The following is a 25,334-nucleotide window of genomic DNA, read 5'->3' as shown; positions in this document are numbered from 1 at the left end:
ACGCCTCAACCCCCTCATCCCTTTCCGTACCGAACCACCCGGAACACGATGACCACGCGAACCGCGCCCGCCCCTGCCCCTACGCTCGCCCCTGCCTCTACTCCCGCCCCTGCCCCTGCTCCCTCCACCGGCCGTCCCGACATCAGGCTCGTCGTCAGCGACATGGACGGCACCCTGCTCGACGCCGAGGGGCGCGTCCCGGAGGGGCTTTGGCCCCTGCTCACCGACCTGCGCCGTCGGGGCGTCGTCTTCAGTCCGGCCAGCGGACGTCAGTACGCGACGCTGGCGCACCTCTTCGGCGGCGCGGACGACGGGATGGTCTTCATAGCGGAGAACGGCGCGTTCGTCGTCCGCGACGGCGCAGAAGTCTCCTCCGACCCTCTCGACCCCGCCGTCTCCGCGCGCCTGGTCAAGTCCGTCCGGCAGCTCGCGGACGAGGGCGTGAACGTGGGCGTCGTCGTATGCGGCAAGCGCGCGGCCTACATCGAACGCCGTGACCCGGCCTTTCTCGACGAGGTCGTCCGCTACTACCACGCACACGAACTCGTCGACGACGCCACCGCGGTGGACGACGAGATCGTCAAGGTCGCGATCTTCGACTTCGGACAGATCGAGCGCACCACGGCGCCCGCCCTCGCCTCGTTCGCCGACACCCACCGGGTCGTCGTCTCCAGTGAGCACTGGATCGACGTCATGAACCACACGGCCGACAAGGGAGTCGCCGTGCGCCGGCTCCAGGAGCACCTGGGCATCGGCCCGGACCAGACCATGGTGTTCGGGGACTATCTGAACGACCTCGGCATGCTCGACGCCGCCGAATGGTCGTACGCGATGGCCAACGCCCACCCCGACGTCCTCGCCCGGGCGCGCCATATGGCTCCCGCGCACACCGACGACGGTGTCGTACGCACCATCAGGAACGTTCTGGACATCTGAGCCGGCCCCGTCCCACGGAGGCACTCCCCCGTCGGACAGTCCTTGACTGCATGGACGTCGCGCCATCCGCTCCGCGAGGAAACGGCTCTAGGTGGAGTCGTACTCGCTCATGAGCGGGCGGCGCGGGGGACGTTGGCCGGCCGGCGGGTGACCCACGGAACCGCTCCTCGCCCGGGCCGGGAGATCTGGAGGCCCTTCACGATCGAGGGTGTGGTCGCGGGCCGGAGCTTCCTTCTCCCGCGGCGCTACCGGCCTGGGTGCGTGGCTCTCTGTCGGCGACGCGGAGGCCGTCGATCATGAAAGCCGCGAAACGGCGTACGGCCGCGTCGCGCGTGGGGGCGGGTGCGGCGGTGAGCCCGCGGCCGGCGAGGAGAATGACGACGAAGTCATCGAACACGAAGTCCGGACGTAGCCGACCGGCAGCCTGCGCGCGGCGGATGATGGTCGAGACGACGCGGCCCAGCTCCTCGCGGTGTGCCTCGAAGTCGACGACGTCGGGGTGTGCCGACATGAACGCGTCCGTGAAGCCCTGGTTGCGCGCGTTGAGGAGCAGGGTGCGCTCGATGACGTCGCAGAACCCGCGCCACGGATCCGGGTCGGCGGCGCCGTCGTAGACGATCGAGCTGCACTCGACGAGCTCGTCCTCGAACGCCTCGAGCACCAAGTCCTGCTTCGTCGGGAACCGGCGGTACAGGGTCGCGGGCCCGACATCCGCACGCCGGGCGATCTGTCGCATCGTCACCTCCAGCCCGGACTTCGCGAAGAGCTCCCGGGCCGCCGCGAGGACACGGTCGCGATTCTCCCTCGCGTCGACACGCAGCTGGTGAGTCATCTTTCAGGCGATCTCTCTCACATCGGCAAGTGGACGCATGCGTCCGTTACGTTCGATCGTACGGGAGCCAACCGGCTCGAACCAGTTGGGAGCGACGCATGCGAGCAGTCTCGATCCGTACCTTCGGCAGCCCGGACGGCATGGAGGTCGTCTCTGTCCCCGTCCCCGACCCAAACGCAGGCGAGGTCGTCATCCGGACCGCGGCGATCGGGGTCGGCGGCGTCGACGCGGTGATCCGGCGCGGCACGCTGGGCGCACTCGGCCCGGCCATGTCCCGCGATGGTCTGGTGCCTGGAAGCGAGGTGGCCGGCACGATCACCGCCGTTGGAGCGGGCGTCGAGGCGTCGTGGCTCAACCGACGTGTCTGGGCGTTCACCGGCGTCTCTGGCGGCTACGCCGAGTACGTGGTCGCGCGGATCGAGAACGTCACGCCACTTCCCGCCGGCCTGACGCCCGTGGACGCGGTGACACTCGGCAGCGCGGGCCCGGTGGCGCACTTCGCCCTGCAGCAGGCGCACTTCGCCAAGGACGAATCCGTGCTGGTACGTGGCGCGGCCGGCAGCATCGGCATCGCAGCCGTCGAGATCGCAGCCCGCGCGGGCGCGGGGGCAGTCGCGGTGACTACGTCGTCAGCCGAGCGGGGCGAGCGGCTGATGGAGTATGGCGCGACACATGTGCTCGACCGTGGTGGGAACAGTACGCTTGGGCCCGAGCCGGCCGGCTTCGATGTGATCGTCGACATCGTCGCTGGGCCCGCGCTGCCCTCGTTCCTCGCGCGACTCTCACCCAATGGTCGACTAGTGCTGGTCGGCCTCGTTGCCGGGCCTCCTCCGGCGGACTTCGGGTCGGTGCTGCTGAGCCGGTTCCGGCGGTCTGTGTCGGTCGCAACCTTCAGTCTGGACACAGTGCCGCGAGCTGACCTGGCCCGGATACGCGCCGACCAGTTCGAGGCCGCGGTGAAGGGCGACCTCAGCACCGTCGTCCACGCCGTCCTCCCGCTCGAAGCAGCAGCAGACGCCCACCGGCGGATGGACGCCGGCGAGGTCTTCGGGCGCATCGTCCTGACACCGTGACCTACGGTCGTCGTTGACCTCTTGCAGGAGGGCCCCGCTCACAAGGACGGTCAAGTCATCCCAGCGCAGGGTCTAGAAGCTCAGCGTCTTCTATTGATGGGGTCTTCACCGGGGTCGCCTGGTCTGCTTCGATCGTCCTGGTCCGCCTCGGCTGCTTCCCGGAAGGTGACGACCGCCTCACCGTTTTCCCGCGCCCATGCGGTGAGCATCCTGATGGGCTCCTCCAGGGTTCGCCCGAGATCGGTCAGGCCGTACTCCACGCGCGGCGGCGCCTCGGCGTACGCGTGCCGCTCGACGAGCCCGTTGGCTTGGAGCCGGCGCAGCGTCTGGGTCAGTACCTTGCGCGAGATGCCACCGCTCAGCTCGACCAGCTCGCCGTGGCGCAACGGGCCATCGGTCAGCGCGAAGAGCGTGACCATGGACCACTTGCTGGCGATGATCTCCATGGCCAGGAGGGCGGGACAGTCGGCGAGGAAGGCAATTCCAGGTCGCAAGCTCACGCCCCGAAGGTTACCTGGAGGTACCTAACGGCTGCCTATCGTCGTCGAGGTGCGCACGCCTCTTACTCGCATCTCCATGATTGAGGTTCAGCCATGTTCGTCTCCCTTGCCGTCCTTACCGTGTTCGTGTCGGCAGTTCTCCTGGTATCGGCCGGGGCCAAGTCTCTGCGGACGCGGCACATCACCGAGCAGATGTCCACCCTGGGAGTACCGGAGGGCATGATGGCCTTCCTGACTGGTGCTCAGGTCGCGGGCGCGGCCGGTGCGATCGCCGGACTCCGGTGGGGACCTGTCGGAATCGCCGCCGCGATCGGCCTGACGCTCTATTTCGCCGGGGCGGTCGCCTTCCACCTGCGCGTCGGCGACCGCAAGGGCGCGCTTCCGGCGGTGGTCCTCACCGTGGCCTCCGTCGCCCTGATAATGCTGCGCGCTGCCACCCTCTGACGGCGGACAGCCGATCTGACACGGGCCTTGATCGTGCTGGGTGAGGCCGGTCTCCTCTGAGGGCAGCCACCGTTGATCATCGTGAGTTGTTTCGACGAACGAGGATCGGCCGAGGGCCGGGGGCCACACCGCAGGCCCTGCCTGGTGGCGTTCGTCATTCGAGGGCCTGGTCGGCAAAGTGGCGGGCCGGTTCGCCCGGTTGGAACCGCGCCACCGAGGCACTTCCGGTGGCGCGGGCGGAGTGCAGCGGAAGTGCGGCGAACGACCAACCCTGGTCAGCCAGCCGGTTGCGTCGTCGTCGGGTCGTTCCGCGGTGGGAGCCCGCCCCACTGAGGGGACGGGGACGGCGCCGGTGGGGTGATGGATTTCCCCTTGCCCCAGTCTCGGTACGTCACCGAGAAGGGGTCGACGGTGAACTGGGAAAGATAGTCCGTGTCGTCGTGGCGGAAGGGGACGGTCATATTCAGGGACACCGGCAGGTGGTCGGTGCCTGTGACGAGGGTGAAGGAGACTTCCTTGCCCGGACTCGCCTTGGCGTAGGGGCGGTAGAAGAAGGCCCCCGTCGGGTCGGCAGCCAGGGTCGAGAGGGCGACCCTGCCGGTGAGTTCCCGTCCACCGCGGTCGGTTTCGCGGAAGTGGTCGGCGTGTGCGATCAGCGCCGCGAGGTGTTCCGGTGACGCCAGCCAGCGCGTCTGCAGGGCGTTGCCGACGGCGGAGTCGTCCGTCGCGGCACCGGCGTCGCCGACGTAGGTGGTCGGCCCGTACGTCGCCGAGTCGGTGGTGGGAGAGTTGTCCGGGGTCACCCAGGCGTGGTTCCCGATCACCACGACGTCCGGGGGGAACCACGGGTCCTCTCCCGGCTCGTACAGGACGTGGGTCGCGGCGGCCCGCGTACGACCCGAGGACATGTCGATACGTCCCTGGCCGTGGAATTCCGCCGGGTCACTGACATTGCGTGCATCGATGTCGAACGCGGTCACGCGGCGGCCGACCATGGCCTGTTGGACCGCGCGGGCGGCCCGTTCCTGGGGGCTCAGGTTCGCCGCGTCTGCCGACGTGTCGGCGCCGGGGGCGGAAGACGCCGCCGCGGAGGGGCTTTCCCGCGCGTCGGGCGGCCCCGCCGCGCATCCGGTCGCCGTGACGGCCACCGCCGTCAGGCCGATCCACAACCCTCGTACACGCACCACGTTCCCCCGTGTCCCCATGCCTCGACCGCTCGCCCGCGCACCGGGCCATGTCACTGCCACGCGGTCGGGTTGCGAATCTATAGCCCAAATGCGCTGTTGGGTGAGGTATGTCGAAATGTGCCGAGCAATCGGCAGGCGGATGCACGGTCGCGCCGGTGTCGATGACCGGGAAAGCGCATTGCGGGCCCATGCCGGCCGGGCGCGGGGGGAGTTCAGAGAAGCGACGCCGATATCGTCAGTATGACGATATGATGGAGACTCGTTGGACGGGCGCGTACGTACGCCCGTCCCCCATGCCCGAAACCGGCCTCGGAGGATCCTGTGACGCTCGGCGAAGACACCCCCGGCACGGTCGACGTGCGCTGCGAACGGCTCGTGCCGGGCGACCCTTCCTGGCTCTGCTACATGCACCTGGCGCACTCCAAGCTCCTCGCCCCGCTCGCGGACGCGGCCGTCGAGCAGCCGGCCCAACTGCCGGACGGAGTGGACCCGGTGGCCGCCCTGACGGCCTGGGAGGCGCTGCGCGCCGCGCTCCCCGAGGGGCTGCTCACTGATGTTCCCGACTACGTCGACCCCTTCGCCGAACCCGGCAACCCTGGGGAATCGGTCGTGGACCGGATCTGCCGGCAGGCGACGGAGGAGCGCGACCGGGTCGCCCGGGGCAGCGGCCTGTGGAGCCCCGACGGCCGCGAACACATACCCGTCCACCTGGTGGAGATCGCGGCACGGGACCTCGACACCCTCGAGGCCCTCGTGGACCGACTGACGACGGTTCTGAAGGGTCGGCTGCACGGCAGCGCCCTGCTGGACCGGATCGCGGAACAGCACCCGTCCCCGCTCGGCCCGTCCACCCCCTCGAGCCTGTGCAACAACCTGCGGATCATGCTCGACACGCTCCGCCCCGAGCCGGAGCCGCAGGACCTGGCACTGCTGCGGCCCCTGCTCGCCCCGGCGGACGGGGCGGACACCGGCGCACCGGCACGGCGGGTACTGACCGCCGAACAGGAGGCCGCCTACCAGCGTTTCGCGTACCGGATCGCCGACATCGCCTGCGCGGGCGACATGCGGGACAGCGCGTCCTTCGCCTGGCGCTACTGACGGCGGTACTGACGGCGGCGCGACACCGGCGCGTACGGCGGCTGGGTGCCACGACGGTACGACACAGGTGCGGTGCGACGGCCGGGTGCCACGGCGGTACGACACCGTCGCGGGACGTCAGCCGCGGCGGGCACGCCCGTACTGCCGGGCCAGGGCGTGGAAGGCCGCCTTGGGCTGCCAGTGCACGCCGGAGGCAGGGTCGCCGGGGCGGTCCTCGATGGTCTTCACGATGCTGTAGCTCGCCGTGTCGAGGTCGTGGCGCGGGTCTCGCGGGCGATGCGGTGCGTCGCGGGAGACGAAGGTGTACGCCATCGCCGAGTACAGCCCCATCGTCTCGAACGCGGCCAGTACGTCCGTCAGATACCGGGCCTGGGCGCGCTCGCTGCGCACGACACCCGCCTCGATCTCCGGCGGTTCCTTCGTATGGTCGACGACGTCCCAGCCCATGCCGCCGCGCTCCGGCGCGCCCTCGAAGGTGCAGCAGCCGAACTCCATGACGGCTACGGGCTTTCCGAAGCGGCGGTAGGCGGCGAGGTCGCGGAGGTAGTCCGAGGGCCGTCGGAAGTACGCGTAGTAGTCGATGCCCACGAGGTCGAAGAGACGCCAGTCGACGTCCTCGTCCTGGGCCGCAGCGTACGTCAGTCGCCCCTTGAAGACGGACCGGCCCACCTTCGCGGCCTTCGCGGTGAACCGGTGCAGCCGCCGGGTCATGAGCACCGGGTCGAAGTTGCCCTTGAGCAGGTTCTCGACGCGCTCCTGGGCGTTCGCGCCGGGCACGATGCCGGGGACGTACAGCACGAACTCGCAGCCGACGCTCAGATGCACGCCGGCGCCCTGCCGCCGCAGCCGCTCGGCGTACCGGCCCGTCTCCGCGAGATGGTCCAGGATCTCCCGCTCGGGCACGTCCCCGAGGGTCGGTTCGAGCCAGACGTTCAGGCCCCTCTCCGCCGCCTCGACCGCGGTCGCGGTCAGCCGTGCGACACCATCTCCTGTGACCTTGACGGAATCGGCGTGCAGGTCACGGGAGATGGCGCGCAGGTCCGCGCGCATGGTCCTGGAGTTCCAGGCCGTCGCGGGCGTCTCTCCGGCGCCGACCTCGTACACGACGCCCCGGTGGGTCAGCCCACGCCGGCCGGACGCCGGCCGCCCGTCCGAGGCCGCGGCCTGCCCCGCCGTGCCGACGGGCAGCGCCACCGCGCCCCCGACGGCCGCCGCCATCCCCAGAAACCGCGCCCGGCTGATCCCCGACGTCCCTCGCATCGCGCCTCCCGACTCCCGCACCGGCGTCCTTCGCCTCTGCCCCAGTCTGGGAAGCCACCCGGCTGCACGCCGTCGGTCGAAGGTCTACGGCGACGGTCCGAAGGTATGGATGTTCGGGAGCGCTCGCCTTCCTCGAGATCGCTACGAGCACGCAATCCGAGCGGGCCGGCGCCGAGTTCCGGTCAGGCGGCGTCGATCCGGTCGAGCAGTTCCCGGGCCTCGACGGTGTTGCGGTGATCCGGGCCGAACGCGTGCAGGCCGGCATCGTGGGCGGCCGTGGCATGGGAGCGGGCCTCGGCGGTGCGCCCCAGTCCCAGCAGGGCGGTCGCCCTGGCCAGATCGACGGCGGCGGACTCCGCGGTGCGGTTTTCGAGGGTGCGGTACAGCCGATCGGCGTACTCCACTTCGGCGAGGGCCTCCTCGTGGCGGGCCTGGCCGTTGAAGCTGCGGGCCAGGCCGAGTCGCAGGACCACGGTGAAGCGGTCCGCCTCCCGGTGGTCGGCCAGCGCCTCGCGGATGACCGACTCGGCCTGTTGGTGGTGGCCTTGGGCGTTGAGCGCGAAGGCCAGACCGTTGCGTGCGCCGGCGCCGAGGAGCCGCATCTCCGGACCCGTGCCGCGGGCCGCGGCCTCGGCGATCGCCGCGCACTCGGCTGCGCCTTCTGCGGCGCGGCCGAGCACGGGCAGCGTCTGGGCGCGGTCCGAGCGCAGCTTGAGGGTCTGGACGTGCTCGGCGCCGAAGGTCTTGCGGAGGACCGGAAGCAGTTCGTCGTACGCGGCCACGGCCTCGGCGTGACGGCCCTGGGCGCTCGTGGCGAGCGCGGCGATGCCCAGCGCGATCGGCGCCCATGCGTCACCGGGCCGCCGGGAGCGAGCCGCGGCAACGGCACGGGCCTCCGTCTCGGCCTCGGCGTATCGCCCGGTCGCGTACAGGGTGGCCGCCGACCGCAACGGGCCCTTTCGTATCTCTTCGAGCTCGTATCGGCCCCGCCGGAAGAATCGCATGCGCAGATCCTACGAACTCCACGCACGCACGTTCGATGGCGGGGTCACCGTTGCACGTCGCTCTGTCTCACTCAACTCCCGTCGTGAGTGGCCGACTTGACGGGCCGCGGCGCTCGGTCGAGCTGGCGGGGGCACCCTTCCGGGTTCCGTCGGGCCGCGGACCCATGCCTCATGCGAGTCACCGCTCCGGTCAGCGGTGTTCCGGGTTGTCGGCTCCCGGGCGGCAGCCCGCGTCCCATTCCGAGCGCTGGTTGCCGTAGGCGGGAATTCCCCCGGCTCGCTTGAGGAGGGCCGCGAGATGGAGGAGGTTCCAGGTCATGAAGCTGGTGTTGCGGTTGGTGAAGTCGTTCTCGGGGCCGCCCGAGCCCGGGTCGAGGTAGGACGGGCCGGGGCCCGCAGCGCCGATCCAGCCGGCGTCCGCCTGGGGCGGGATCGTGTAGCCGAGGTGCTGGAGGCTGTAGAGGACGTTCATCGCACAGTGCTTGACGCCGTCCTCGTTGCCGGTGATCAGACAGCCGCCGACGCGCCCGTAGTAGGCGTACTGGCCCTGGGAGTTCAGGAGCGACGAGCAGGCGTAGAGACGCTCGATGACCCTCTTCGTCACCGAGCTGTTGTCGCCGAGCCAGATCGGGCCGGCGAGCACGAGGATGTCGGCGGCCATCACCTTCTCGTACAGGGCCGGCCACTCGTCCGTCGCGAAGCCGTGCTCGGTCATGTCGGGGTAGACACCGGTGGCGATGTCGTGGTCGATCGCCCGGATCTCGGCCGTCGACACGCCCTGCGCGTCCATGATCGAACGGCTCTTGTCGATCAGCCCCTGGGTGTGGCTGAGCTGCGGGGACGGTTTGAGGGTGCAGTTGATGAAGAGCGCGCTGAGATCGTCGAACCGGTGGGAGGAGGATGCGTCCATGCCGGGCAGCGTCTCGCGCGTGGGGCGTTGTGTCCCGGTTCGACGCGCCCGTGAGGTCTTACAGGGTGATGACGTGTCCGGCGGGTCACGGTGCCGGGCGGGCCGGCGGACCTAGCGTGGCCGTATGCGTGTACTGGTCACCGGCGGTGCCGGGTTCATCGGGTCCCATCTCGTCGATGTGCTGAGGGAGCGGGGGCACGAACCGGTCGTGTTCGACCTCCGCAAGGATCCCGGCGCCGACGTGCGTGACCCCGCCGCCGTGGAACGGGCGCTCGCCGGGGTCGATGCGGTGTGCCATCAGGCGGCGATGGTCGGGCTGGGCAACGGCGTCCTCGACGCGGCGGAGTACGTCTCCCGCAACGACCTGGGCACGGCCGTGCTGCTCGCCGCCATGGCGGAGGCGAGGGTGAGGCGTCTCGTGATGGCCGGGTCGATGGTCGTCTACGGGGAGGGGCGGTACGTGTGCCCGCGGCACGGAACCGTGCGGCCCGGGCCGCGCGCCGTCGGTGACCTCGAAGCGGGCCGTTTCGAGCCCGCTTGCCCGGAGTGCGGGCAGGACCTGGCTCCCGGTCTGGTCGGCGAGGAGGCTCCGGCCGATCCGCGCAACGTGTACGCCACGACCAAGCTCGCCCAGGAGCATCTGGCCGCCGCGTGGGCCCGCTGTACCGGCGGGTCGGCGGTGTCCTTGCGCTACCACAACGTGTACGGGCCCCGGATGCCCCGCGACACCCCGTACGCCGGGGTGGCCTCCTTCTTCCGTTCCTCGCTGGCCCGCGGCGATGCTCCGCGCGTCTTCGAGGACGGGCGGCAGCGGCGGGACTTCGTGCATGTGCGCGATGTCGCCGCGGCCAACGTCGCCGCGCTGGAGGCCGAGGCGCGGGAGGGGGCGCTGACCGCGTACAACACCGGCAGCGGAGACCCGCACACCGTCGGGGAGATGGCCCGGGCGTTGGCCACAGCCTGCGGCGGGCCCGAGCCGGTCGTCACCGGCGCGTACCGGCTCGGGGACGTACGGCACATCACCGCGGACTCCTCGCGCCTGCGGAACGAACTGGGCTGGAAGCCGGCGGTCGCCTTCGAGGAGGGAATGGCGGAGTTCGCGCGGGCGGGGATGCGGGAGGGGTAGGGCCTGTACGACGCTTCGCGGCGTCGCCCGAGGGCGGCCCGGCGGTGTGATGGGGGTGCCCCTGCTCAAGCGGAGCCGAGAGCGCGAAGGAACGGGCTCTCGGCGCCCGCGTTGCCGAAGGTACGCAGGGCGGCACCGCATCGAAATGGGAGCCCACGCGCATCCGGGTCCGGAAGCCAAGCCGGCCGAGGCCGCCTGACAGCGGGAGCCGCCGAGCCGAAGGCGCCCCCGTTCACGCAGGTGCAGCCGGCAGCACCACCTCGAACCGGCAGCCACCAGGGATGTTGCGTACCGTGGCACGGCCCCGGTGCGCCTCCACGATGCCCCTGACGATGGCCAGCCCCAGGCCCGCCCCCGCCGGCGGCGTCCGCGCGTGCGTGCCACGCCAGCCGGTGTCGAAGACGCGGGGCAGGTCGGCCTCGGGGATGCCGCCGCAGCCGTCCGACACGGAGAGCACCACACCGTCGGGTGAGCGCTCGGCGGCGATCGCGACGGTGCCGTCGGCCGGGGTCCGGCGGATCGCGTTGACCAGCAGGTTGCCCAGGACGCGGCTCATCTCCTTGGCGTCCACCTCGACCGGTACCGGCTCCACGCCGACGCCGACCAGCCGCACGCCGTGTTCCTGGGCGAGCGGGTCGGCGCCCGCCAGGGCGTCACCGACCAGGTCGTACAGGGAGATGCGGGAGGGAGTGAGCGGCAGCGTCCCCGCGTGGATGCGGGAGAGCTCGAAGAGGTCGCCGACCATGCCGTTGAGGCGATCGACCTCGGTGCGCATCTGCCTCAGGTAGCGGTGGGGGTCGGCGGCGACCCCGTCCTCCAGTGCCTCCGCCATGGCCCGCAGGCCGGCCAGCGGGGTGCGCAGGTCGTGCGAGATCCAGGCGACGAGTTCCCGCCGGGATCGCTCGAGGGTGCGCTCGCGGTCCCTGGACTCGGCCAGCCTGGCGCTGGTGGCCGCCAGTTCCCGGCTCACCGCCTCCAGTTCGGCGGTGGCCGGGGCGGGTGGCGCGGTGAACCGCCCTTCGGCGAACGAGCGTGCGGCGTCGGCGAGTTCGCGGCTGCGTTCCACCACCCATCGGCCCAGCAGCAGCGCGGTGCCGAGAGAGACCGCGGCGGCCATGGCGACGACCGTCGTCACGACGCTCAGGTCGTGCGGGGAGAGGAACATCGCCCAGGCGACGGCGAGGGTGCCCGCGAGCATCGCGACGACCCCGACCGCCGCGACCACGGCGAGCGAGGCGGTCAGCGAGCGGCGGCGGATCAGCCGCAGCACGCCCGCTCCGGCGAGGCCGGTGACGGCGGCGCCGGCGAAGGCGTACAGGGCGATGAGCAAGGTGTCCCGCACGGTCATTCACCACCCGGTTCGAAGCGGTAGCCCACGCCCCACACGGTCTGGATCAGGCGGGGCCGGGCCGGGTCGTCCTCGACCTTGCCGCGCAGCCGGCGGACATGGACGGTGACGGTGGAGAGGTCTCCGAAGTCCCACCCCCACACCTCACGCATCAGGTCCTCCCGGCTGAAGGCCCGGCCGGGGTGGCGCAGGAAGAACGAGAGCAGGTCGAACTCGCGGAGTGTCAGGGCGAGTTCGGCGCCGTCGCGGGTGGCCCTGCGGGCGGCGGGATCGACGGCGACCCCTGCCGCCCGGAGGGGAGGCGTCGCGGCGTCGGGCCGGGAACGGCGCAGTACGGACTCCACGCGCAGCACCAGTTCCCGGGGGCTGAACGGCTTGGTGACGTAGTCGTCGGCGCCGACCTCCAGGCCGAGGATGCGGTCCTCCTCGTCGCCGCGCGCCGTCAGCATGATGACCGGCACGGGGCCATCGGCGCGCAGCAGCCTGCACACCTCCAGACCGTCCATACCGGGCAGCATCAGGTCCAGGACCACCAGGTCGGGCCGGTGTTCTCCGGCGCGTGCGAGGGCGGTCGGCCCGTCGTCTGCGCGGTCGACGAGGTAGCCGGCGCGGTCGAGGTAGCCGGCGACCACCTCGGAGACGGTCGGGTCGTCGTCCACGACCAGGACCCGGGCGGTTCGGTCCGCGCCCGGCGCTTTCACGGGCTCGTACGACTGTTGCATCGCTCCAGCCTCGCACCCCGGCGGCCTCCGCAGGGGGCGCGGTCCCCTGAGCGGGTCCGACGTCCGTGTTTCGTAAGGAGCGCCCGCCCGATATGCCCTGTTCGCGTTCGTACAGTGAAAGCCGTGACCATCTCACCACCCTCAGACGTCGACGTCGTCCTGCCGTGCCTGAACGAGGCGGAGGCCCTGCCCTGGGTCCTCGCCCGGATCCCGGCCCGCTGGCGGGCGATCGTGGTCGACAACGGTTCCACCGACGGCTCGGCGGAGGCAGCCCGCGCGCTCGGCGCGACCGTCGTGCACGAGCCGCGCCGCGGCTTCGGCTCGGCCTGCCACGCGGGACTGACCGCCGCGACCGCGGAGGTCGTCTGCTTCTGCGACTGCGACGCCTCCCTCGACCCGGCGCTGCTCGTGCCCTTCGTCGAGGAGATCCGCGGCGGCGAGGCCGACCTGGTCCTCGGGCGGCGCCGGCCGCAGGGCCGGGCCGCCTGGCCCGCGCACGCCCGCGCGGGGAACCTGGCGCTGGCGCGCCTGCTGCGCCGCCGCACCGGGCTGCGCCTGCACGATCTGGGTCCCTTGCGCGCCGCCCGGCGTGAGCAGCTGCTCGGCCTCGGGCTCACCGACCGGCGCAGCGGCTATCCCCTGCAGATGGTGGTGCGCGCCGCCGACGCGGGCTGGCGTGTCACCGAGCACGACGTGCCGTATCTGCCGCGCACCGGGGCCTCGAAGGTGACGGGTACCTGGCGGGGGACGTGGCAGGCGGTCCGGGACATGAGCCGGGTCCTCCAGGAGACGCCGGTCCGGACGGAGGGCGCCCGGTGACCACGCTGCTCGTCATCGCCAAGGAGCCGGTCCCGGGCCGGGTCAAGACCCGGCTCACCCCGCCGTTCACTCCCCAGGAGGCCGCGCACCTCGCGGAGGCGGCCCTCGCCGACACGCTCCGAGTGGTTGCCGCCGCGCCGGCGTCGCGACGGATCCTCGTCCTCGACGGTGCCCCCGGCCCCTGGCTGCCGCCGGGCTTCGACGTCCTGCCGCAGTGCGCGGGCGGGCTGGACGAGCGGCTGGCGCACGCCTTCGCCCGCTGCGCCGGTCCCGCCCTGCTCATCGGGATGGACACACCGCAGGTGACTCCGGAGCTGCTCACCGTGGACTTCGACGGCTGCGACGCCTGGTTCGGGCCGGCCGAGGACGGTGGGTTCTGGGCCCTCGGGCTGGCCGATCCCGACCCCGACCTGCTGCGCGGGGTGCCCATGTCGACGCCGGAGACCGGGGCCGTACAGCGGCAACGGCTTCTCGCCGCGGGTCTGAGGGTGCGTGACCTGCCCTGTCTGCGGGACGTGGACACCGCCGCCGACGCGCACGCGGCCGCCGCCCTGGCCCCGCGCGGCAGATTCGCGGAGCGCCTCGCCGAGTGTGCCGCGGCGGGCCGCCGATGAGCACCACCGTGCCGCCCTGGGCCACCGCCGACTCCTACGAGGCCGCCCTGCACGCCGGGCGGGGGCCGTTGTTCCTGCGCCGCGCCGACGGCTGGCTGCTGCCGCTGGAGGTGGAGCGGTGGTGCGCGCGGGCCGACGTCGTCGACCGGGATGTGCTGGACCGGTGCGAGGGTGCCGTGCTGGACGTCGGCTGCGGGCCCGGGCGGCTGGTCGCCGAACTCGCCGGGAGGGGACGGACGGCCCTGGGCATCGACGTGAGCGAGGCCGCGGTCGAGCACACGGCGCGGCTCGGGGGCCACGCGCTGCGGCGCTCGGTGTTCGATCCCCTGCCCAGTGAGGGCCGCTGGGGCACCGTCCTGCTGATGGACGGCAACATCGGCATCGGCGGTGACCCGGCTGCTCTCCTGGAGCGGGTGGCCGGGCTGTTGCGACCGCGCGGACTGCTGCTCGCCGAGACCACCCCGCAGGACGTCGACGAACGCCACCGCGTCCGCATCACCGACGCCGGCAGCGCCACCGGGACTCCCTTTCCGTGGGCCCGGCTCGGCACCCCCGCCCTGCTGCGGTACGCGCGGGGGTGGGAGCCGGCCGGTCAGTGGTCGGCCGGGGGCCGCCGCTTCCTGGCCCTGCGCACCCGCACCGCCAGCAGCAGCGCCGAGCCGGCGAAGAGGGCGGCTGTGATCAGCAGCCAGCGGGCGAGGAAGCCGTCCGGGGACTGTCCGGTGGCCGACCGGTAGCGCTCGGCCGTCATACCGGAGATCAGCGGGAACCACACGAGGAGCAGCAGGCCCGAAAGGGCGGCGGGCGCCCGGACGTACATCGTCCGGGCGCCGACCCTTCCCACGACCATCCGGTCCGCCGCCGCGTACAGGGGCAGCAGGACGAGGTCGTGCAGCACCGCGGCCCCGGCGATCCACAGCGCCACGCGGAGCCAGTCGTCGGCGAGGAGGCGTACGCCCGCGTAGGCGGCGAGTGCGAACGAACAGAGGAGCAGCAGGAGGGTGAGGGGGCTGCCGATCGCGATCCGGTGGCGCATCACAGGTCTCCGAAGGTCAGCCGGGCCACCCATTTGGTGTTCAGCACACCGGGCGCCGCGGGCACGATGATCCGCGCCGGGTGGCCATGGTCGGGGGACAGCTCCTCGCCGTTGACGTACAGGGCGAGCAGAGAGCGGGGGTCGGCCACCTGGTTGGCGCGCAGGGCCGCGCGGCGGAAGCCGCCGTGGCGCTGGAGGGATTCGACGAACACATCGGGCGGATCGCCGTCGTAGCCGACGAGCGCCGCGAGGTCGCGCAGCCGGACCCCGCGCCACCACTGGTCGGAGGTCGACCATCCTTCGACGCAGGCGATGGGCAACGCAGCGCTGTGCTGCGGGAGTTCGGTGAGCTGGGCGCGGCTGAGTCGGATGGTGCCGGTACGTCCGGTGACGACGAGACGCCAGGCCTCCTCGCTCGTCTCCGCCGGGTCGATGCCGGCGTACGCGGCGGTCTTGTTGATCTGGAAGCCGTTCGGGCCGGTACCGGGGCCGGCGCCTCCGTGCGGCGCGAGCAGGGCGAGGCGGCGCAGCCCGTCGAAGCTCTGCCCGACCGTCGTCAGGAGCAGCAGCAGCGAACCGCCGCCGACGAACCACAGGGCGCCTCGCCGGGAGACCGTGGGCTCCGCGGGAGCCGGTGACACCAGATCGCTCGGCTCCGCGGGAGCCGGTGACACCGGATCGTTCGGCTCCGCGGGACCCGGGGACACCGGTTCGCTCGGCTCAGCGGGACCCGGGGACGCCGGATCGTTCGGCTCCGCGGGAGCCGGGGGCACCGGTTCGCTCGGCTCGTCCCGCGCCTGCCGCAGATTGCGCAGCGCCATGGGCGTCTTCAGCACCGCGTGGGCCACGAAGGCGGAGAAGAACACCCACGCTCCGTAGAAGTGCAGGACGTAGAACGAGCCCGGGAAGACGTAGTCGAGCTGGACGTTCAGGATTCCGGTCACGAACTCGAACAGGCCGCCGCCCACCAGCAGCAGCAGCGAGAGCCGCTCCAGGGCGTGCGTGAGCGAGCGGGCCGGGGGCAGCGCGAACAACCGGGGCACCACCGACCACAGCTTGGCCAGCAGGACGGGGACCAGGGTGATGCCGAGCGTGACGTGGACGCCCTGCGTGAGCCGGTACAGCCAGTACGGATGGGTCGGCCAGGCGAAGAGGTAGAAGCCGAGGAGGCCCTTGCCGGGCGTCTTGTCGTTCACCGGAGACAGGTCCGGGTTGTAGGCGGCGTACGAGACCAGACCCGTCACGAACAGCACCGTGATGCCGACGAGCAGGACCAGGCCCAGCACGGACGTGAACCAGGGGCCCCGCAGCGGGCTGCGCCAGAAACGGGGGGAGAAGGGGAGCCGTGGATCGTCTCGCATGCCCCGACCGTAGGTCCTGGCTCCCTCTCGAAGGGGCCTCCGACCTGTGACGAAACGCTGACGTCCGGCCCGGTCGGCAGCCCGCTTCCCTTCGATCGGCCTAGCGTGCCGGTGTGACCCGCACCCTGCCCTCCACCGAGGCGCGCATCCCGCTCGACGGCGGCTCCGTCCGCGACCTGCGCCGTGACCTGTACGCCGCCGGGGCCGCCGCCGCGCTCGTGACGGCGGCCGTCCTGATCGGCCGTCACATCCAGGACACCGACCACACCCTTCGCGTCGACTGGCCACCGCTCCTGGCGTCCTGGGGACCGCACGTGGGTCCCGGCACCCCGGCGGCCGTGCTCGTGGCGGTTGCCGTCGTGGCGTACGGCCCCGCCGTCGCGGCCCGTCTGCGCTGGCGGGCCCTGCTCCTGGTGGCCTGGGCAGCGTCCCTGGCGTGGACCTTCGGCCTCGCGCTGATCGACGGCTGGCAGCGGGGCGTCGCCGTCCGCCTCACCACGCGCTACGAGTACCTCCAGGTCATCCACCGCTTCGACGACATCCCCGGCACCCTGCGGGACTTCACCCACCACATCCTGATCCACTCCCCCGGCCACTGGCCCGCCCACGTCGCCGGTCACCCCCCGGCCGCCACTCTCACCTTCGTCCTGCTCGACCGGATCGGACTGCATGGCGGCGCCTGGGCCGGAACCTGGTGCGTCACCACCGGCGCGACGGCCTGTGTGGCGGTGCTCGTCGCGGTGCGAGCGCTGGCCGGGGAAGGCCTCGCACGCCGGGCCGCCCCGTTCCTGGTGCTCGCCCCGGCGGCGGTGTGGATGGGCACCTCGGCGGACGCCTACTTCACCGCCGTGGCGGCGTGGGCCCTGGCGCTGCTCGCGCTGGCCGTCACCCGGGGATCCCTGGCGGCCGCCGGTGCCTCCGGGCTCCTGTTCGGCCTGACGTGCTACCTGTCCTACGGTCTCACTCTCGTCGCACTGATCGCGGCAGCCGTGCTGTGGCTGGGAGGACAGGGAGTACGGAAGCGACCGATGCTGCCGGCGGTGACGGCCCTCGGGGCGGCCGTGGTCCCGGTGCTCTTCACGCTCGCCGGATTCGACTGGTGGGAGGCGTACCGACTGCTGGTGACGCGGTACCGGCAGGGCGCGGGCGGAATCCGCCCCTACACGTACTGGGTGTGGGCCAATCTCGCCTGCACGGTCCTGATCACCGGTCTGGCGACGGCGGCGGGACTGCGGCGCACGGGTACCGTCCTGCTGCGGCGGGACCCCGCGGACCGCGAGACCGGACGCCTCGCGCTCCTCGTCGCCGCCGCGGCCCTCGCCCTGCTGCTCGCCGATCTCTCCGGGATGAGCAAGGCGGAGACGGAACGCATCTGGCTCCCCTTCGCGCTGTGGCTGCTCCCCTCCTGCGCTCTGCTCACCCGCCCCCGCGCCTGGCTCCTGCTCCAGGCAACGCTCGCGCTTCTCCTCAACCACCTCCTGCGCACCGGGTGGTGAGACCGGTGAGGAGGTTCCCACGGCGAAGAGGGCGCGCGGCAAGGGCAGTTCGGCCGTCGTGCCGGCGGCCGACCGGTCAGCTGCCTCCGCCCGGCTGTCCGTGGCGGCCCGCCTCGAGGTTCGCGCGGAGCGTGGCCAGGGTCGCGGCGACACGGGCCAGGTCGCCCGGAGGGACCGCCGCGGTCAGCGAGGCGAGTTCGGCCTCGACCACCGGACGGGACGCGGTCAGCAGCCTCTCTCCCTCGGACGTGAGGCGGAGGACGGACGAACGGCGGTCCTGGGGATGGGCCACCCGCACGCACCAGCCCGCGGCCACCAGGCGGTCGACCGCCTTGCTGACGGCCCCCACGGTGATCGCCAGCTCGCCCACGATGTCGAGCACACGGCACTCCGGCACCCTGTCGATGATGTCCAGGAACTCGAACTGCCCCAGCCCCAGACCGTGTTCGGCGCGCAGTCGGGCACTCACCGCGTTGTAGAGCCGGGTCTCGACGCGGACGAGGTCGATGAAGATCGGGGTGACGTGGCTCACAGAACCTCCAATAGATTCCCGGGAATCATCTTCCCTGGAATCCGGTTGGCCATGGACAGATGGATTCCCAGGAATGCATCTTCGCATCCCGACCTACGGAGGCCCGACATGTCCCGACAGCAGCGCGACGCCCTGGACGCCCTTCTCCGTTCCATCCCTCGCGGCGAGACCCCTCCCAGCATCGACGAGCAGCGCAGCGGTTTCGCCGCGGGTGTCGGCCGTCCCGCGCCGGACGACGTGGTCACCCGCGGGACCGTCCTGGGCGGGCGACCGGCGCTGGAGCTGGAGCCGCCCACGGCCTCCGGACCGGGCCGTCTGCTCTACCTCCACGGCGGTGGTTACGTCATCGGCTCGCCCGACACCCACGCGGGACTGGTCGGCGAACTGGCCCGCCGCGCCGGCCTGCGCGCGCTGTCGGTCGACTACCGGCTCGCGCCCGAGCACCCGTTCCCCGCGGCCGTCGACGACGGGCTCGCGGCCTACCGTGAGCTGTTGGCGACGGGCACCGATCCTCGGGACGTCGTCGTGGCCGGCGACTCCGCCGGCGGTGGCCTGAGCATCGCCATGCTGCTCGCGGCCCGGGAGGCCGGGTTGCCACAGCCGGCCGCCGTGGTCCTCTTCTCCCCCTGGGTCGACCTCACCCTCGCCGGCGCGAGCATGCGGTCCAAGGAGGACGCCGACCCGATCTTCACCGAGGCCGACATCCGCGCCTACGCCGATCTTTACGTCGGCACGGGCGACCGCGCACACCCCCTGGCCAGCCCGCTGTTCGGGGACCTCGCCGGACTCCCTCCCCTGTTCGTCCAGGTCGGGGCGAACGAGGTGCTGCTCGACGACTCCGTCCGGCTGGCCGGCCGCGCGGGTGCCGACGACGTCGAGGTCACGCTCGAGGTCCTGCCCGGTCTCCCCCACGTCTTCCAGCACCACTACGGCCGCCTGGACGAGGCGGACGCCGCCCTCGACCGCGCCGCCCGCTTCCTCACCGGCCACCTTGACGCGGGGCGCCGGGCCTCCGACCGCCTCGAATCGGTCCGCTGACGCCGACCCCGGCGGCCGGATCCCGGCCGCCGGGAACAGCGGGTGCACGCACGCGGGAACGCCGACGAGGCGCGGGTGCCCGTCGCCCACCGGAGCCGGGCCCGAGGTCGCGAGCCGAACACCGGCTCGGTTCCTGGAGCGCCGACTCCCCCTCGAGCCCGCCCTTCACGGTTCTGCCGCCGCCCGGCCGACTCGTCGGTGCGCTGCCTCCAAGACGACATCTCAATTGCCTGTCTCGATGGGCTGACGGTTGTGGCGGGAATCGTTGAGCGGCCGGTCCCGGACGAGTTGTGGAAGCTGTTCCAGCGGGTGGCGCCGGAGGTGCCCACGCGGCCTCACGGCGAGGCCCCGTCGTCGCAGGCCCGGCAAGCTCCATGCCGACTGCTACCGGCGGCTCGCCTGGCGATGTGGGCCCGCAGCAGATTCCCCGCCAGGTCGTGACCGTAGTGGGCGGCCATGTCCAGGGGGGCGTGACCGTCTGGATCCGCAAGCTCCGGGTCAGCGCCGAAGGCCAGCAGCACAGCAGTGATGTGAACGGTCAGTGGCTCACCGCTCTGCAGGGATCCGTCGCCCTCGGCATCGATGGCGTGCGTCAGCAACGTCATGTTGCTGAAGACCTCGTCGGGATCAGCGCCGTCGGCCAGCAACCGGGCCAGGGCCTCCGCAACACGTCGGGCCTGTTCAACCGCTACGACCCGGGCGGCGAACAGCCGTTGACCGGTTCCAGCGCCCCGGACTTCCGTTTCGAGGACGGCACCCGCCTCGGCGAACTGCTGCGCCAGGGGCAGGCCGTCCTGCTCGACTTCAGCACCGATCGCTCGCTCCAGGTCGCGGCCAAGGGGTGGGAAGGCCGGATCCGCTACGCGGCCGGCCCGGCGCGCAACGGCCTCGGGCTGGGTGCCGCGCTGATCCGGCCCGACGGCGTCGTGGCCTGGGTGGCCGAACCCGCCCCGGATCCCGGGGCGTTCGAGCGGTCGGCCGCCCGGTGGTTCGGCGCGCCACGGAGTTAGGACGACCTGCCGCTCAGGCACGGTACGCGGTCGTCGCGATCTCGACGAAGGACCGGATCAACGGATTGCCGTCCCCCTCGTTCCACACCGCCACCGCCCGGCTCGGCGCCATGTCGGCCAGCGGCACCACGGCCAGCTCCGGGGGCAGGTCGTGCCCGAGCGGGGCCAGTCCGACCGTGCCGTTCCAGAGCACGGCCTGGAGGCATTCCTGGACGGCGCGCACCACCGGGCCCTCGCGCGGCCTGCCGCCGTTCCAGTACGACTGCCAGAGGGGGTCGGTGCCCTGCGGGAACCGGAACCAGCGCCGGTCGCTCAGCTCGGCCAGCCGCAGTCGGTCGCGCACCGCCAGCGGATCGTCGGCACGCAGGACCACGCCGACCGGATCCCTCCGCAGTTCACGCACCGTCAGAGCCGTCTCGTCGAAGGGCGCCCGGGTCAGCGCGACATCGACAAGACCGGCGCGCAGACCGCAGGTCGGGTCGGTCAGATCGGTGTCGCGGACGCGGATGTCGACGCCGGGACGCCTGCGGCGGTAGGCGGCGGCCAGCCTGGCCACTCCCGGGTCGGTACCGTCGCCCAGGATGCCGATGGTGAGGGGAGCCGCGCCGGCCACGGCGCCCACGCGTGACCGGACGCGGTCGGCATGGTCGAGCAGCGCCCGCGCCTCGTCGAGCAGCACCGAGCCGACCGGGGTGAGGGTGACCCCCATGGGCGAGCGGATCAAGAGTGGGGCCCCGACCTCGGCCTCCAACTGCTTGATCGCCCGGCTCAGTGGCGGCTGGCTCATGTGCAGCCGGGTGGCGGCCCGGCCGAAGTGGAGTTCCTCGGCGACCGCCACGAAGTAGCGCAAGGTCCGTAGCTCCACGCTGTGACCATACCCACGAGGTATCGGCGCCGCGGAACGGGTCTTGGACACCGGCGTGTCCCCCGCGATGCACTCGTGGGCATGACCGAAGAAGCGAAGACCAGCGAGCCGGGGAGCACCCCCGCCGTGTCCGTGGTGGGTCCCGGCGGCGGCGAGACGATCGTTCTCGGCACCACGCGCATGCGCGTCCTGGAGGACGGCAGACACACCGGGCACCGCCTCGCGATCGCCGAGTCCGTCCTCGCCCCGCACACCCAGGGACCGCCGCAGCACCGCCACTCGCTGCACGACGAGGGGTTCTACATCCTCTCCGGCATCGTGCGATTCACCGTCGGGGACGAGGACCACGACGCCACCAGGGGCACGCTCGTCATGGTTCCGCCCGGTACCCCGCACACCTTCGCCAACCCGACCGACCAACCCGCCGTCATGCTCAGCACGTTCACGCCCGACCTGTACGTCCAGTACTTCCGGGACCTCCAGGAGGTGCTCGCCGCCGGTCGGCCCCTGACACCGGAGGCCAACATCGAGGCGATGAACCGCTACGCGACCGAGCCCGCCACCGACCACGGCTGACTCATCGTTCAGGACGACCGCCGGCCCGGCGGAGGCTGAACGGCAGTCCGGCCCTGAACTGCCTCTGGTCATAGGTGAGGTGCAGGCGGTCGCCGTCGAGGCTTGTACCCTGACCTGATTCGAGGATCGGACGATCACGGGTACGGGCATGCGGTCACGGGGCGGGCGTCCGAGGGCGGGAGTGCGGGGATCCAGATGAGTGACGCACATCCGATACGAAGCCACGAACCGGGCCTCTCGGTCGGCGCGCGCATCATCGCCGTGCTCGTCCTCGTCGCGATCGGGGCCGTCAGCGCCTGGTTCCAGCACGATGCCCGCCACCAAAGTGCCGAGCCTCGTACGGAGTTCACCGCGCACAACCCGCCCGCCGGTCTGCCCACCGCGCTCACCACCGGCCAGCACCTCCGCTGGTCCGGCTGCACCTCGCCGTCCACCGCCCGCACCGGCTACGACTGCGCCACCATGAAGACCCCCCTCGACTACCGGAAACCGGACGGCAGGACGATCGGCGTCGCCCTGATCCGCCGCAAGGCCACCGGGCCGAACTCCCGGCGCATCGGCTCGCTCGTCCTCAACTTCGGCGGCCCCGGCGTGTCCGGCGTCGTCGGACTGCCTGAATTCCTCAACCAGTACGAGCCGCTCCTGGACCGCTACGACCTGGTCTCCTTCGACCCGCGCGGCGTCGGCGCGACCGTCCCCGTGCACTGCGTGCAGACCGCGGGGGACACCGGCGACGCCGGGACCGGCGCCTGCCCCGGGCACTCCAGGGCCCTCCTCCCGTACGTCAGCACCTCGCGCACCGCGCGCGACCTCGACCTGATGCGCTACCTCCTCGGCGACGAGCGGTTGCACTACTTCGGCGTCTCGTACGGAACGGCCCTCGGCGCGGTCTACGCCCACCTGTACCCCTCGCACGTCGGACGGCTCGTCCTCGAAGCGTCGGTCGATCCGACCGAGGACCTCGACGAGAAGCAGCTTTCGCAGGTCAAGGCGGTTCAGGCGGCGTTCGACCGGTTCGCCGTGTACTGCGCGGCCCACATACGCCACTGCCCGACCGGCGACGGCCCCGAGGAGGCGGCACGACGTATCGCGCGCCTGGCCGACCGCCTGAAGAAGAAGCCCGCCCGGGCCGGCACCGGAAAGCACCTCGACGCCGACGACCTCGCGTACGCCGTCGGCAAAAGGCTCGGCCGCGGCAAGGACGGCTGGACGCCGCTCGCCAAGGCCCTCACCGCGCTGATCGACCACAACGACGGCCGTCCGCTGAGCAAGGGCGTGGACGTCAGCGGCTCCGCCGACCGCGCGACGCCCCCGCCCGACGACAGCCGCGACGCCCTGGTCGCGATCACCTGCGCGGACTCCAGCCTGCGCCCCGGCTTCGAACGCCTCGACCGCGACCAGGCCCGCATCAAAGCCGCCTCGCCCGTCTTCGGCGCGACCTGGTCCAGCGGCGTCTACCTCTGCTACGACTGGCCGTTCGAGGGCGAGCACACCACGCTCCAGGTGAACGCCGACGGCGCGGCCCCCGTCCTGGTGGTCGGCGGCACCGGCGACCCGACCACCCCCTACGCCGGCGCCCGCAACATGGCCCACGCCCTGGGGGAAGGCGTCGGCGTCCTGTTGACGGCCCGGGAGGAGGGCCACGGCACGTACCCGCGCAACCGCTGCGTCGCGGAGAAGATCGACCGCTACCTCCGCACGGGTCGCACCCCGGCTCCGGGGACGGTGTGCCGGGGCAGCATGTCCTGAGGCCGGTACGGATCCGCCGGTCGGCTTCGAGCACCACGGTGGTACGCATCAGCGGTGGTGCCCGTCGACGGTCAGGCGTCAGCGGTGGTCGACGTAGGCGACGAGTCCGCCGACGGTCAGACCCATCGCGCATCCGTGGCGGAAGAAATCTCGGCGCATGTCCGGGGTGAACTGCGCGGCGGACATCGCGTACGGCGCGCGGATCCCCAGTTCCACGCCGCACAGACACACGACGTAACCGTGACGCAGGGCGGCGGCCGCCCACTCGGGGTCGTGCGGGACCCAGGTCCGGGAGTAGAGGTCACCGCCGGGCATCCGCAGTTCCAGTCGGGAGTGGGCGTGCCCGAACTTCCGCCACGTCCCGGGCTGTTCGTCGGGTATCTCGTGCAACTCCCATCCGGGGATCGAGCGCAGGTCGGCTTGGCCGGGTGGCCTGCGCCTCATGCCGAAGTGGACCTCGTCGGCGTCGCGTCGCGGTGGCTCGCGGATGCACAGCTCGTCGAAGACGGTCGGCCGCTTCTCGTCGAGGCAGCCGTCGTCATCGTCGGATTCCGGCGGGTCGGGCAGGCGCAGGTCGGAGAACTCGGGCGGCAGGCGCCTCATGCCGAACAGGACGGCGCCCTCGATCTGCGGATCCTTGGGCATGTCGTCGAGCGAGGCGCCCTCCGGCACGACGAACTGGAACCCGAAGTCACCCACGCCCACGGCATGCCTGAACTCGAAGAGAGCGGTGGGCATGCTGCGTGTCCGAGCGGGATCGAGGGTGACGGTGCCTTCCGGGGCCTCCAGCCCCATCAGGACGCCTTCGAGCCCCAGCGCCGGGTCGTCGCTGAACAGGATCCGTCCCCAGTCGTCGACCTGTTCGAACTGATCCCCGTTCATCTCCTGCAGCCCTCCGGTTGGTTGTTCACCGTTCCGAGTCCGCGAAGCGCATGGCTGGATATTGAGCCATTCTATTGAAGGATCGTTGAACAATCCATACACCGGACAGGTGCATCACCAGGGGACGACGCCGTCGTCCTCGAAGAACGAACCGGTCGGTCCACCGTCGGGCAGCGTGGCGAGCCGGATCGCCGTGGCAGCGCCCTGTTCAGGGGTGCGGGGCCCTTGGAAGCCCGTGAGGTCGGTCGCGACCAGGCCAGGGCAGGCGGCGTTGATCAGCATGTTCGTACCGGCGAACCGCCGGGCGTACTGCACGGTGAGGGCGTTCAGGAACGACTTCGACGGCGCGTAGGCCGCCATGATCGGGCCGATCTCGATGTCCGGGTGCGCCTGCCGGGTCAGGGAACCGACACTGCTGGAGACGTTCACAATGCGTGGCGAAGCGGAGCGCCGCAGCAGGGGCAGCATCGCGTTGGTGACCCGGACGACGCCCATGACGTTGGTGTCCACGACCGCGCGGAGCACTTCCAGATCGAGCGCGGTCGGGTCCTGCACCCACCCCGGGTCCATCTCGCCGGAGATGCCGGCGTTGTTGACCAGGGCGTCCAGGCGCCCGGCGAGTCGTTCGACCAGTTCCGCGGCAGCGGTGACGCTGCGGTCGTCGGTCACGTCCAGGGGTACCCCGAAGGCGTCCACGCCGGCGGCGCGCAACTTCCCGACGGCGGTTTCGCGTCGGTCGGCGTCACGGGCCCCCACGCCCACGCGGTAGCCGCGGCCACCCAGTCCGGCTGCGATCTCGTATCCGATGCCCTTGTTCGCGCCGGTCACCAGCGCGATCCTCGTTTCGCTCATGCTGATGATGCTGGCTCGTGGACAAGGATCGCGGCCAACACCGATACGGTGTCCTGTCATACCC

The 25,334-nt window shown here is 71.8% G+C and carries 27 protein-coding genes; 13 read left to right on the top strand and 14 right to left on the bottom strand.

The genetic code is table 11. The features are described from left to right. The first annotated feature begins 48 nt into the window (after positions 1–48). Positions 49–936 (top strand): Cof-type HAD-IIB family hydrolase, encoded by an 888-nt coding sequence (locus tag IO36_RS39235; protein WP_037627756.1) that lies wholly within the window; start codon positions 49–51, stop codon positions 934–936. A gap of 196 nt (positions 937–1,132) precedes the next feature. Here the strand turns inward: IO36_RS39235 and IO36_RS39230 are convergent, their stop codons facing one another. Next, positions 1,133–1,768: a TetR/AcrR family transcriptional regulator gene (locus IO36_RS39230; RefSeq protein ID WP_063764950.1), complete on the bottom strand. Its 636-nt coding sequence runs from the start codon at positions 1,766–1,768 to the stop codon at positions 1,133–1,135. Between the two features lie 98 nt (positions 1,769–1,866). On the opposite strand from IO36_RS39230, the gene IO36_RS39225 reads away from it, so the two are divergent. After that, positions 1,867–2,841, top strand: coding sequence for a zinc-binding dehydrogenase (locus IO36_RS39225; RefSeq protein ID WP_037627754.1), 975 nt, complete (start codon positions 1,867–1,869; stop codon positions 2,839–2,841). A gap of 80 nt (positions 2,842–2,921) precedes the next feature. Here the strand turns inward: IO36_RS39225 and IO36_RS39220 are convergent, their stop codons facing one another. Further along, positions 2,922–3,287, bottom strand: a complete 366-nt coding sequence (locus IO36_RS39220; protein WP_051901305.1) for a winged helix-turn-helix transcriptional regulator — start codon at positions 3,285–3,287, stop codon at positions 2,922–2,924. 147 nt (positions 3,288–3,434) lie between these two features. Between IO36_RS39220 and IO36_RS39215 the strand changes: the two genes are divergently transcribed. Next, complete coding sequence (locus tag IO36_RS39215; protein WP_037627751.1) at positions 3,435–3,785, top strand: DoxX family protein; 351 nt, start codon at positions 3,435–3,437, stop codon at positions 3,783–3,785. A 275-nt stretch (positions 3,786–4,060) separates the two neighbouring features. Here IO36_RS39215 and IO36_RS39210 read toward each other — a convergent pair whose 3' ends face one another. Continuing rightward, on the bottom strand, positions 4,061–4,972 hold the full coding sequence (locus tag IO36_RS39210; RefSeq protein WP_158997745.1) for a hypothetical protein: 912 nt from the start codon (positions 4,970–4,972) through the stop codon (positions 4,061–4,063). A gap of 321 nt (positions 4,973–5,293) precedes the next feature. On the opposite strand from IO36_RS39210, the gene IO36_RS39205 reads away from it, so the two are divergent. Continuing rightward, on the top strand, positions 5,294–6,070 hold the full coding sequence (locus tag IO36_RS39205) for a hypothetical protein (protein ID WP_037627747.1): 777 nt from the start codon (positions 5,294–5,296) through the stop codon (positions 6,068–6,070). 117 nt (positions 6,071–6,187) lie between these two features. On the opposite strand, the gene IO36_RS39200 is transcribed toward IO36_RS39205, so the two are convergent. The 3 genes from IO36_RS39200 to IO36_RS39190 form a co-directional block, all read right to left on the bottom strand. Further along, positions 6,188–7,330 carry a hypothetical protein gene (locus IO36_RS39200; RefSeq protein ID WP_037627745.1) on the bottom strand — a complete coding sequence of 381 codons (1,143 nt, stop codon included), beginning with the start codon at positions 7,328–7,330 and terminating at the stop codon, positions 6,188–6,190. 182 nt (positions 7,331–7,512) lie between these two features. Beyond that, positions 7,513–8,334, bottom strand: a complete 822-nt coding sequence (locus tag IO36_RS39195; RefSeq protein WP_037627742.1) for a tetratricopeptide repeat protein — start codon at positions 8,332–8,334, stop codon at positions 7,513–7,515. A 190-nt stretch (positions 8,335–8,524) separates the two neighbouring features. Next, positions 8,525–9,244, bottom strand: a complete 720-nt coding sequence (locus tag IO36_RS39190; protein ID WP_037627739.1) for a flavodoxin family protein — start codon at positions 9,242–9,244, stop codon at positions 8,525–8,527. A gap of 124 nt (positions 9,245–9,368) precedes the next feature. On the opposite strand from IO36_RS39190, the gene IO36_RS39185 reads away from it, so the two are divergent. Next, positions 9,369–10,370 carry an NAD-dependent epimerase/dehydratase family protein gene (locus IO36_RS39185; RefSeq protein WP_037627737.1) on the top strand — a complete coding sequence of 334 codons (1,002 nt, stop codon included), beginning with the start codon at positions 9,369–9,371 and terminating at the stop codon, positions 10,368–10,370. A 232-nt stretch (positions 10,371–10,602) separates the two neighbouring features. Here the strand turns inward: IO36_RS39185 and IO36_RS39180 are convergent, their stop codons facing one another. Together IO36_RS39180 and IO36_RS39175 are read right to left on the bottom strand one after the other, a co-directional pair. Then, entirely contained in the window at positions 10,603–11,712 is a 1,110-nt protein-coding gene (locus tag IO36_RS39180; RefSeq protein WP_037627988.1) for a sensor histidine kinase, read from the bottom strand. A 2-nt stretch (positions 11,713–11,714) separates the two neighbouring features. After that, positions 11,715–12,440: a response regulator transcription factor gene (locus IO36_RS39175; RefSeq protein ID WP_037627735.1), complete on the bottom strand. Its 726-nt coding sequence runs from the start codon at positions 12,438–12,440 to the stop codon at positions 11,715–11,717. A gap of 114 nt (positions 12,441–12,554) precedes the next feature. Here IO36_RS39175 and IO36_RS39170 point away from each other — a divergent pair, with 114 nt between their 5' ends. From IO36_RS39170 to IO36_RS49255, 3 genes are read left to right on the top strand one after another with little or no spacing between them, the layout of a single operon-like run. Then, positions 12,555–13,259: a glycosyltransferase family 2 protein gene (locus tag IO36_RS39170; RefSeq protein WP_037627733.1), complete on the top strand. Its 705-nt coding sequence runs from the start codon at positions 12,555–12,557 to the stop codon at positions 13,257–13,259. Further along, positions 13,256–13,873, top strand: a complete 618-nt coding sequence (locus IO36_RS39165) for a TIGR04282 family arsenosugar biosynthesis glycosyltransferase (RefSeq protein ID WP_037627730.1) — start codon at positions 13,256–13,258, stop codon at positions 13,871–13,873. Before IO36_RS39170 ends, IO36_RS39165 begins: the two co-directional genes overlap by 4 nt. After that, positions 13,870–14,610 (top strand): methyltransferase domain-containing protein, encoded by a 741-nt coding sequence (locus IO36_RS49255; RefSeq protein WP_037627986.1) that lies wholly within the window; start codon positions 13,870–13,872, stop codon positions 14,608–14,610. The genes IO36_RS39165 and IO36_RS49255 overlap by 4 nt, the downstream gene beginning before the upstream one ends. A 298-nt stretch (positions 14,611–14,908) precedes the next feature. Here the strand turns inward: IO36_RS49255 and IO36_RS39155 are convergent, their stop codons facing one another. Then, the gene (locus IO36_RS39155) at positions 14,909–16,270 is read right to left on the bottom strand and encodes a molybdopterin-dependent oxidoreductase (protein WP_209441335.1); all 1,362 of its coding nucleotides are present in this window, start codon (positions 16,268–16,270) and stop codon (positions 14,909–14,911) included. Between the two features lie 113 nt (positions 16,271–16,383). Between IO36_RS39155 and IO36_RS39150 the strand changes: the two genes are divergently transcribed. Then, positions 16,384–17,766 (top strand): hypothetical protein, encoded by a 1,383-nt coding sequence (locus tag IO36_RS39150; protein WP_425535573.1) that lies wholly within the window; start codon positions 16,384–16,386, stop codon positions 17,764–17,766. Between the two features lie 76 nt (positions 17,767–17,842). Here IO36_RS39150 and IO36_RS39145 read toward each other — a convergent pair whose 3' ends face one another. After that, entirely contained in the window at positions 17,843–18,298 is a 456-nt protein-coding gene (locus IO36_RS39145; protein WP_037627727.1) for a MarR family winged helix-turn-helix transcriptional regulator, read from the bottom strand. A gap of 108 nt (positions 18,299–18,406) precedes the next feature. Between IO36_RS39145 and IO36_RS39140 the strand changes: the two genes are divergently transcribed. Further along, positions 18,407–19,336 carry an alpha/beta hydrolase gene (locus IO36_RS39140; protein WP_037627725.1) on the top strand — a complete coding sequence of 310 codons (930 nt, stop codon included), beginning with the start codon at positions 18,407–18,409 and terminating at the stop codon, positions 19,334–19,336. Between the two features lie 335 nt (positions 19,337–19,671). Here the strand turns inward: IO36_RS39140 and IO36_RS48775 are convergent, their stop codons facing one another. Next, a complete protein-coding gene (locus IO36_RS48775) occupies positions 19,672–20,046 on the bottom strand; it encodes a hypothetical protein (RefSeq protein ID WP_078943737.1) in 375 nt (124 codons plus the stop codon). Between the two features lie 3 nt (positions 20,047–20,049). On the opposite strand from IO36_RS48775, the gene IO36_RS48770 reads away from it, so the two are divergent. Further along, entirely contained in the window at positions 20,050–20,346 is a 297-nt protein-coding gene (locus IO36_RS48770) for an aromatic-ring hydroxylase C-terminal domain-containing protein (RefSeq protein ID WP_342455145.1), read from the top strand. Between the two features lie 13 nt (positions 20,347–20,359). Here IO36_RS48770 and IO36_RS39130 read toward each other — a convergent pair whose 3' ends face one another. Continuing rightward, positions 20,360–21,211, bottom strand: a complete 852-nt coding sequence (locus IO36_RS39130; protein ID WP_245173646.1) for a LysR family transcriptional regulator — start codon at positions 21,209–21,211, stop codon at positions 20,360–20,362. Between the two features lie 81 nt (positions 21,212–21,292). Here IO36_RS39130 and IO36_RS39125 point away from each other — a divergent pair, with 81 nt between their 5' ends. Both IO36_RS39125 and IO36_RS39120 read left to right on the top strand, forming a co-directional pair. Beyond that, positions 21,293–21,787: a cupin domain-containing protein gene (locus IO36_RS39125; RefSeq protein ID WP_209441333.1), complete on the top strand. Its 495-nt coding sequence runs from the start codon at positions 21,293–21,295 to the stop codon at positions 21,785–21,787. A 195-nt stretch (positions 21,788–21,982) separates the two neighbouring features. After that, positions 21,983–23,536 (top strand): alpha/beta hydrolase, encoded by a 1,554-nt coding sequence (locus IO36_RS39120; protein ID WP_037627718.1) that lies wholly within the window; start codon positions 21,983–21,985, stop codon positions 23,534–23,536. Positions 23,537–23,614: 78 nt separating this feature from the next. On the opposite strand, the gene IO36_RS47820 is transcribed toward IO36_RS39120, so the two are convergent. Continuing rightward, positions 23,615–24,418, bottom strand: coding sequence for a hypothetical protein (locus IO36_RS47820; protein WP_037627717.1), 804 nt, complete (start codon positions 24,416–24,418; stop codon positions 23,615–23,617). A gap of 114 nt (positions 24,419–24,532) precedes the next feature. Continuing rightward, a complete protein-coding gene (locus tag IO36_RS39110) occupies positions 24,533–25,270 on the bottom strand; it encodes an SDR family oxidoreductase (RefSeq protein WP_037627714.1) in 738 nt (245 codons plus the stop codon). Positions 25,271–25,334 lie beyond the last annotated feature (64 nt).

Source organism: Streptomyces aureus, assembly GCF_000725495.1.
Lineage (GTDB): Bacteria > Actinomycetota > Actinomycetes > Streptomycetales > Streptomycetaceae > Streptomyces > Streptomyces aureus_B.
The sequence above is the reverse complement of the archived record's forward strand: the minus strand, read 5'-3'. Positions and strand labels throughout refer to the sequence as shown.

What these genes read in the sequence shown, in the direction of transcription:
- IO36_RS39175 (WP_037627735.1), bottom strand. Translation starts at nt 12,440, where the DNA reads ATGCAACAGTCGTACGAGCCCGTGAAAGCGCCGGGCGCGGACCGAACC.
- IO36_RS39190 (WP_037627739.1), bottom strand. Translation starts at nt 9,244, where the DNA reads ATGGACGCATCCTCCTCCCACCGGTTCGACGATCTCAGCGCGCTCTTC.
- IO36_RS39225 (WP_037627754.1), top strand. Translation starts at nt 1,867, where the DNA reads ATGCGAGCAGTCTCGATCCGTACCTTCGGCAGCCCGGACGGCATGGAG.
- IO36_RS39215 (WP_037627751.1), top strand. Translation starts at nt 3,435, where the DNA reads ATGTTCGTCTCCCTTGCCGTCCTTACCGTGTTCGTGTCGGCAGTTCTC.
- IO36_RS39200 (WP_037627745.1), bottom strand. Translation starts at nt 7,330, where the DNA reads ATGCGAGGGACGTCGGGGATCAGCCGGGCGCGGTTTCTGGGGATGGCG.
- IO36_RS39195 (WP_037627742.1), bottom strand. Translation starts at nt 8,334, where the DNA reads ATGCGATTCTTCCGGCGGGGCCGATACGAGCTCGAAGAGATACGAAAG.
- IO36_RS39125 (WP_209441333.1), top strand. Translation starts at nt 21,293, where the DNA reads ATGACCGAAGAAGCGAAGACCAGCGAGCCGGGGAGCACCCCCGCCGTG.
- IO36_RS47820 (WP_037627717.1), bottom strand. Translation starts at nt 24,418, where the DNA reads ATGAACGGGGATCAGTTCGAACAGGTCGACGACTGGGGACGGATCCTG.
- IO36_RS39235 (WP_037627756.1), top strand. Translation starts at nt 49, where the DNA reads ATGACCACGCGAACCGCGCCCGCCCCTGCCCCTACGCTCGCCCCTGCC.
- IO36_RS39120 (WP_037627718.1), top strand. Translation starts at nt 21,983, where the DNA reads ATGAGTGACGCACATCCGATACGAAGCCACGAACCGGGCCTCTCGGTC.
- IO36_RS39185 (WP_037627737.1), top strand. Translation starts at nt 9,369, where the DNA reads ATGCGTGTACTGGTCACCGGCGGTGCCGGGTTCATCGGGTCCCATCTC.
- IO36_RS39220 (WP_051901305.1), bottom strand. Translation starts at nt 3,287, where the DNA reads ATGGAGATCATCGCCAGCAAGTGGTCCATGGTCACGCTCTTCGCGCTG.
- IO36_RS39230 (WP_063764950.1), bottom strand. Translation starts at nt 1,768, where the DNA reads ATGACTCACCAGCTGCGTGTCGACGCGAGGGAGAATCGCGACCGTGTC.
- IO36_RS49255 (WP_037627986.1), top strand. Translation starts at nt 13,870, where the DNA reads ATGAGCACCACCGTGCCGCCCTGGGCCACCGCCGACTCCTACGAGGCC.
- IO36_RS39155 (WP_209441335.1), bottom strand. Translation starts at nt 16,270, where the DNA reads ATGCGAGACGATCCACGGCTCCCCTTCTCCCCCCGTTTCTGGCGCAGC.
- IO36_RS39140 (WP_037627725.1), top strand. Translation starts at nt 18,407, where the DNA reads ATGTCCCGACAGCAGCGCGACGCCCTGGACGCCCTTCTCCGTTCCATC.
- IO36_RS39110 (WP_037627714.1), bottom strand. Translation starts at nt 25,270, where the DNA reads ATGAGCGAAACGAGGATCGCGCTGGTGACCGGCGCGAACAAGGGCATC.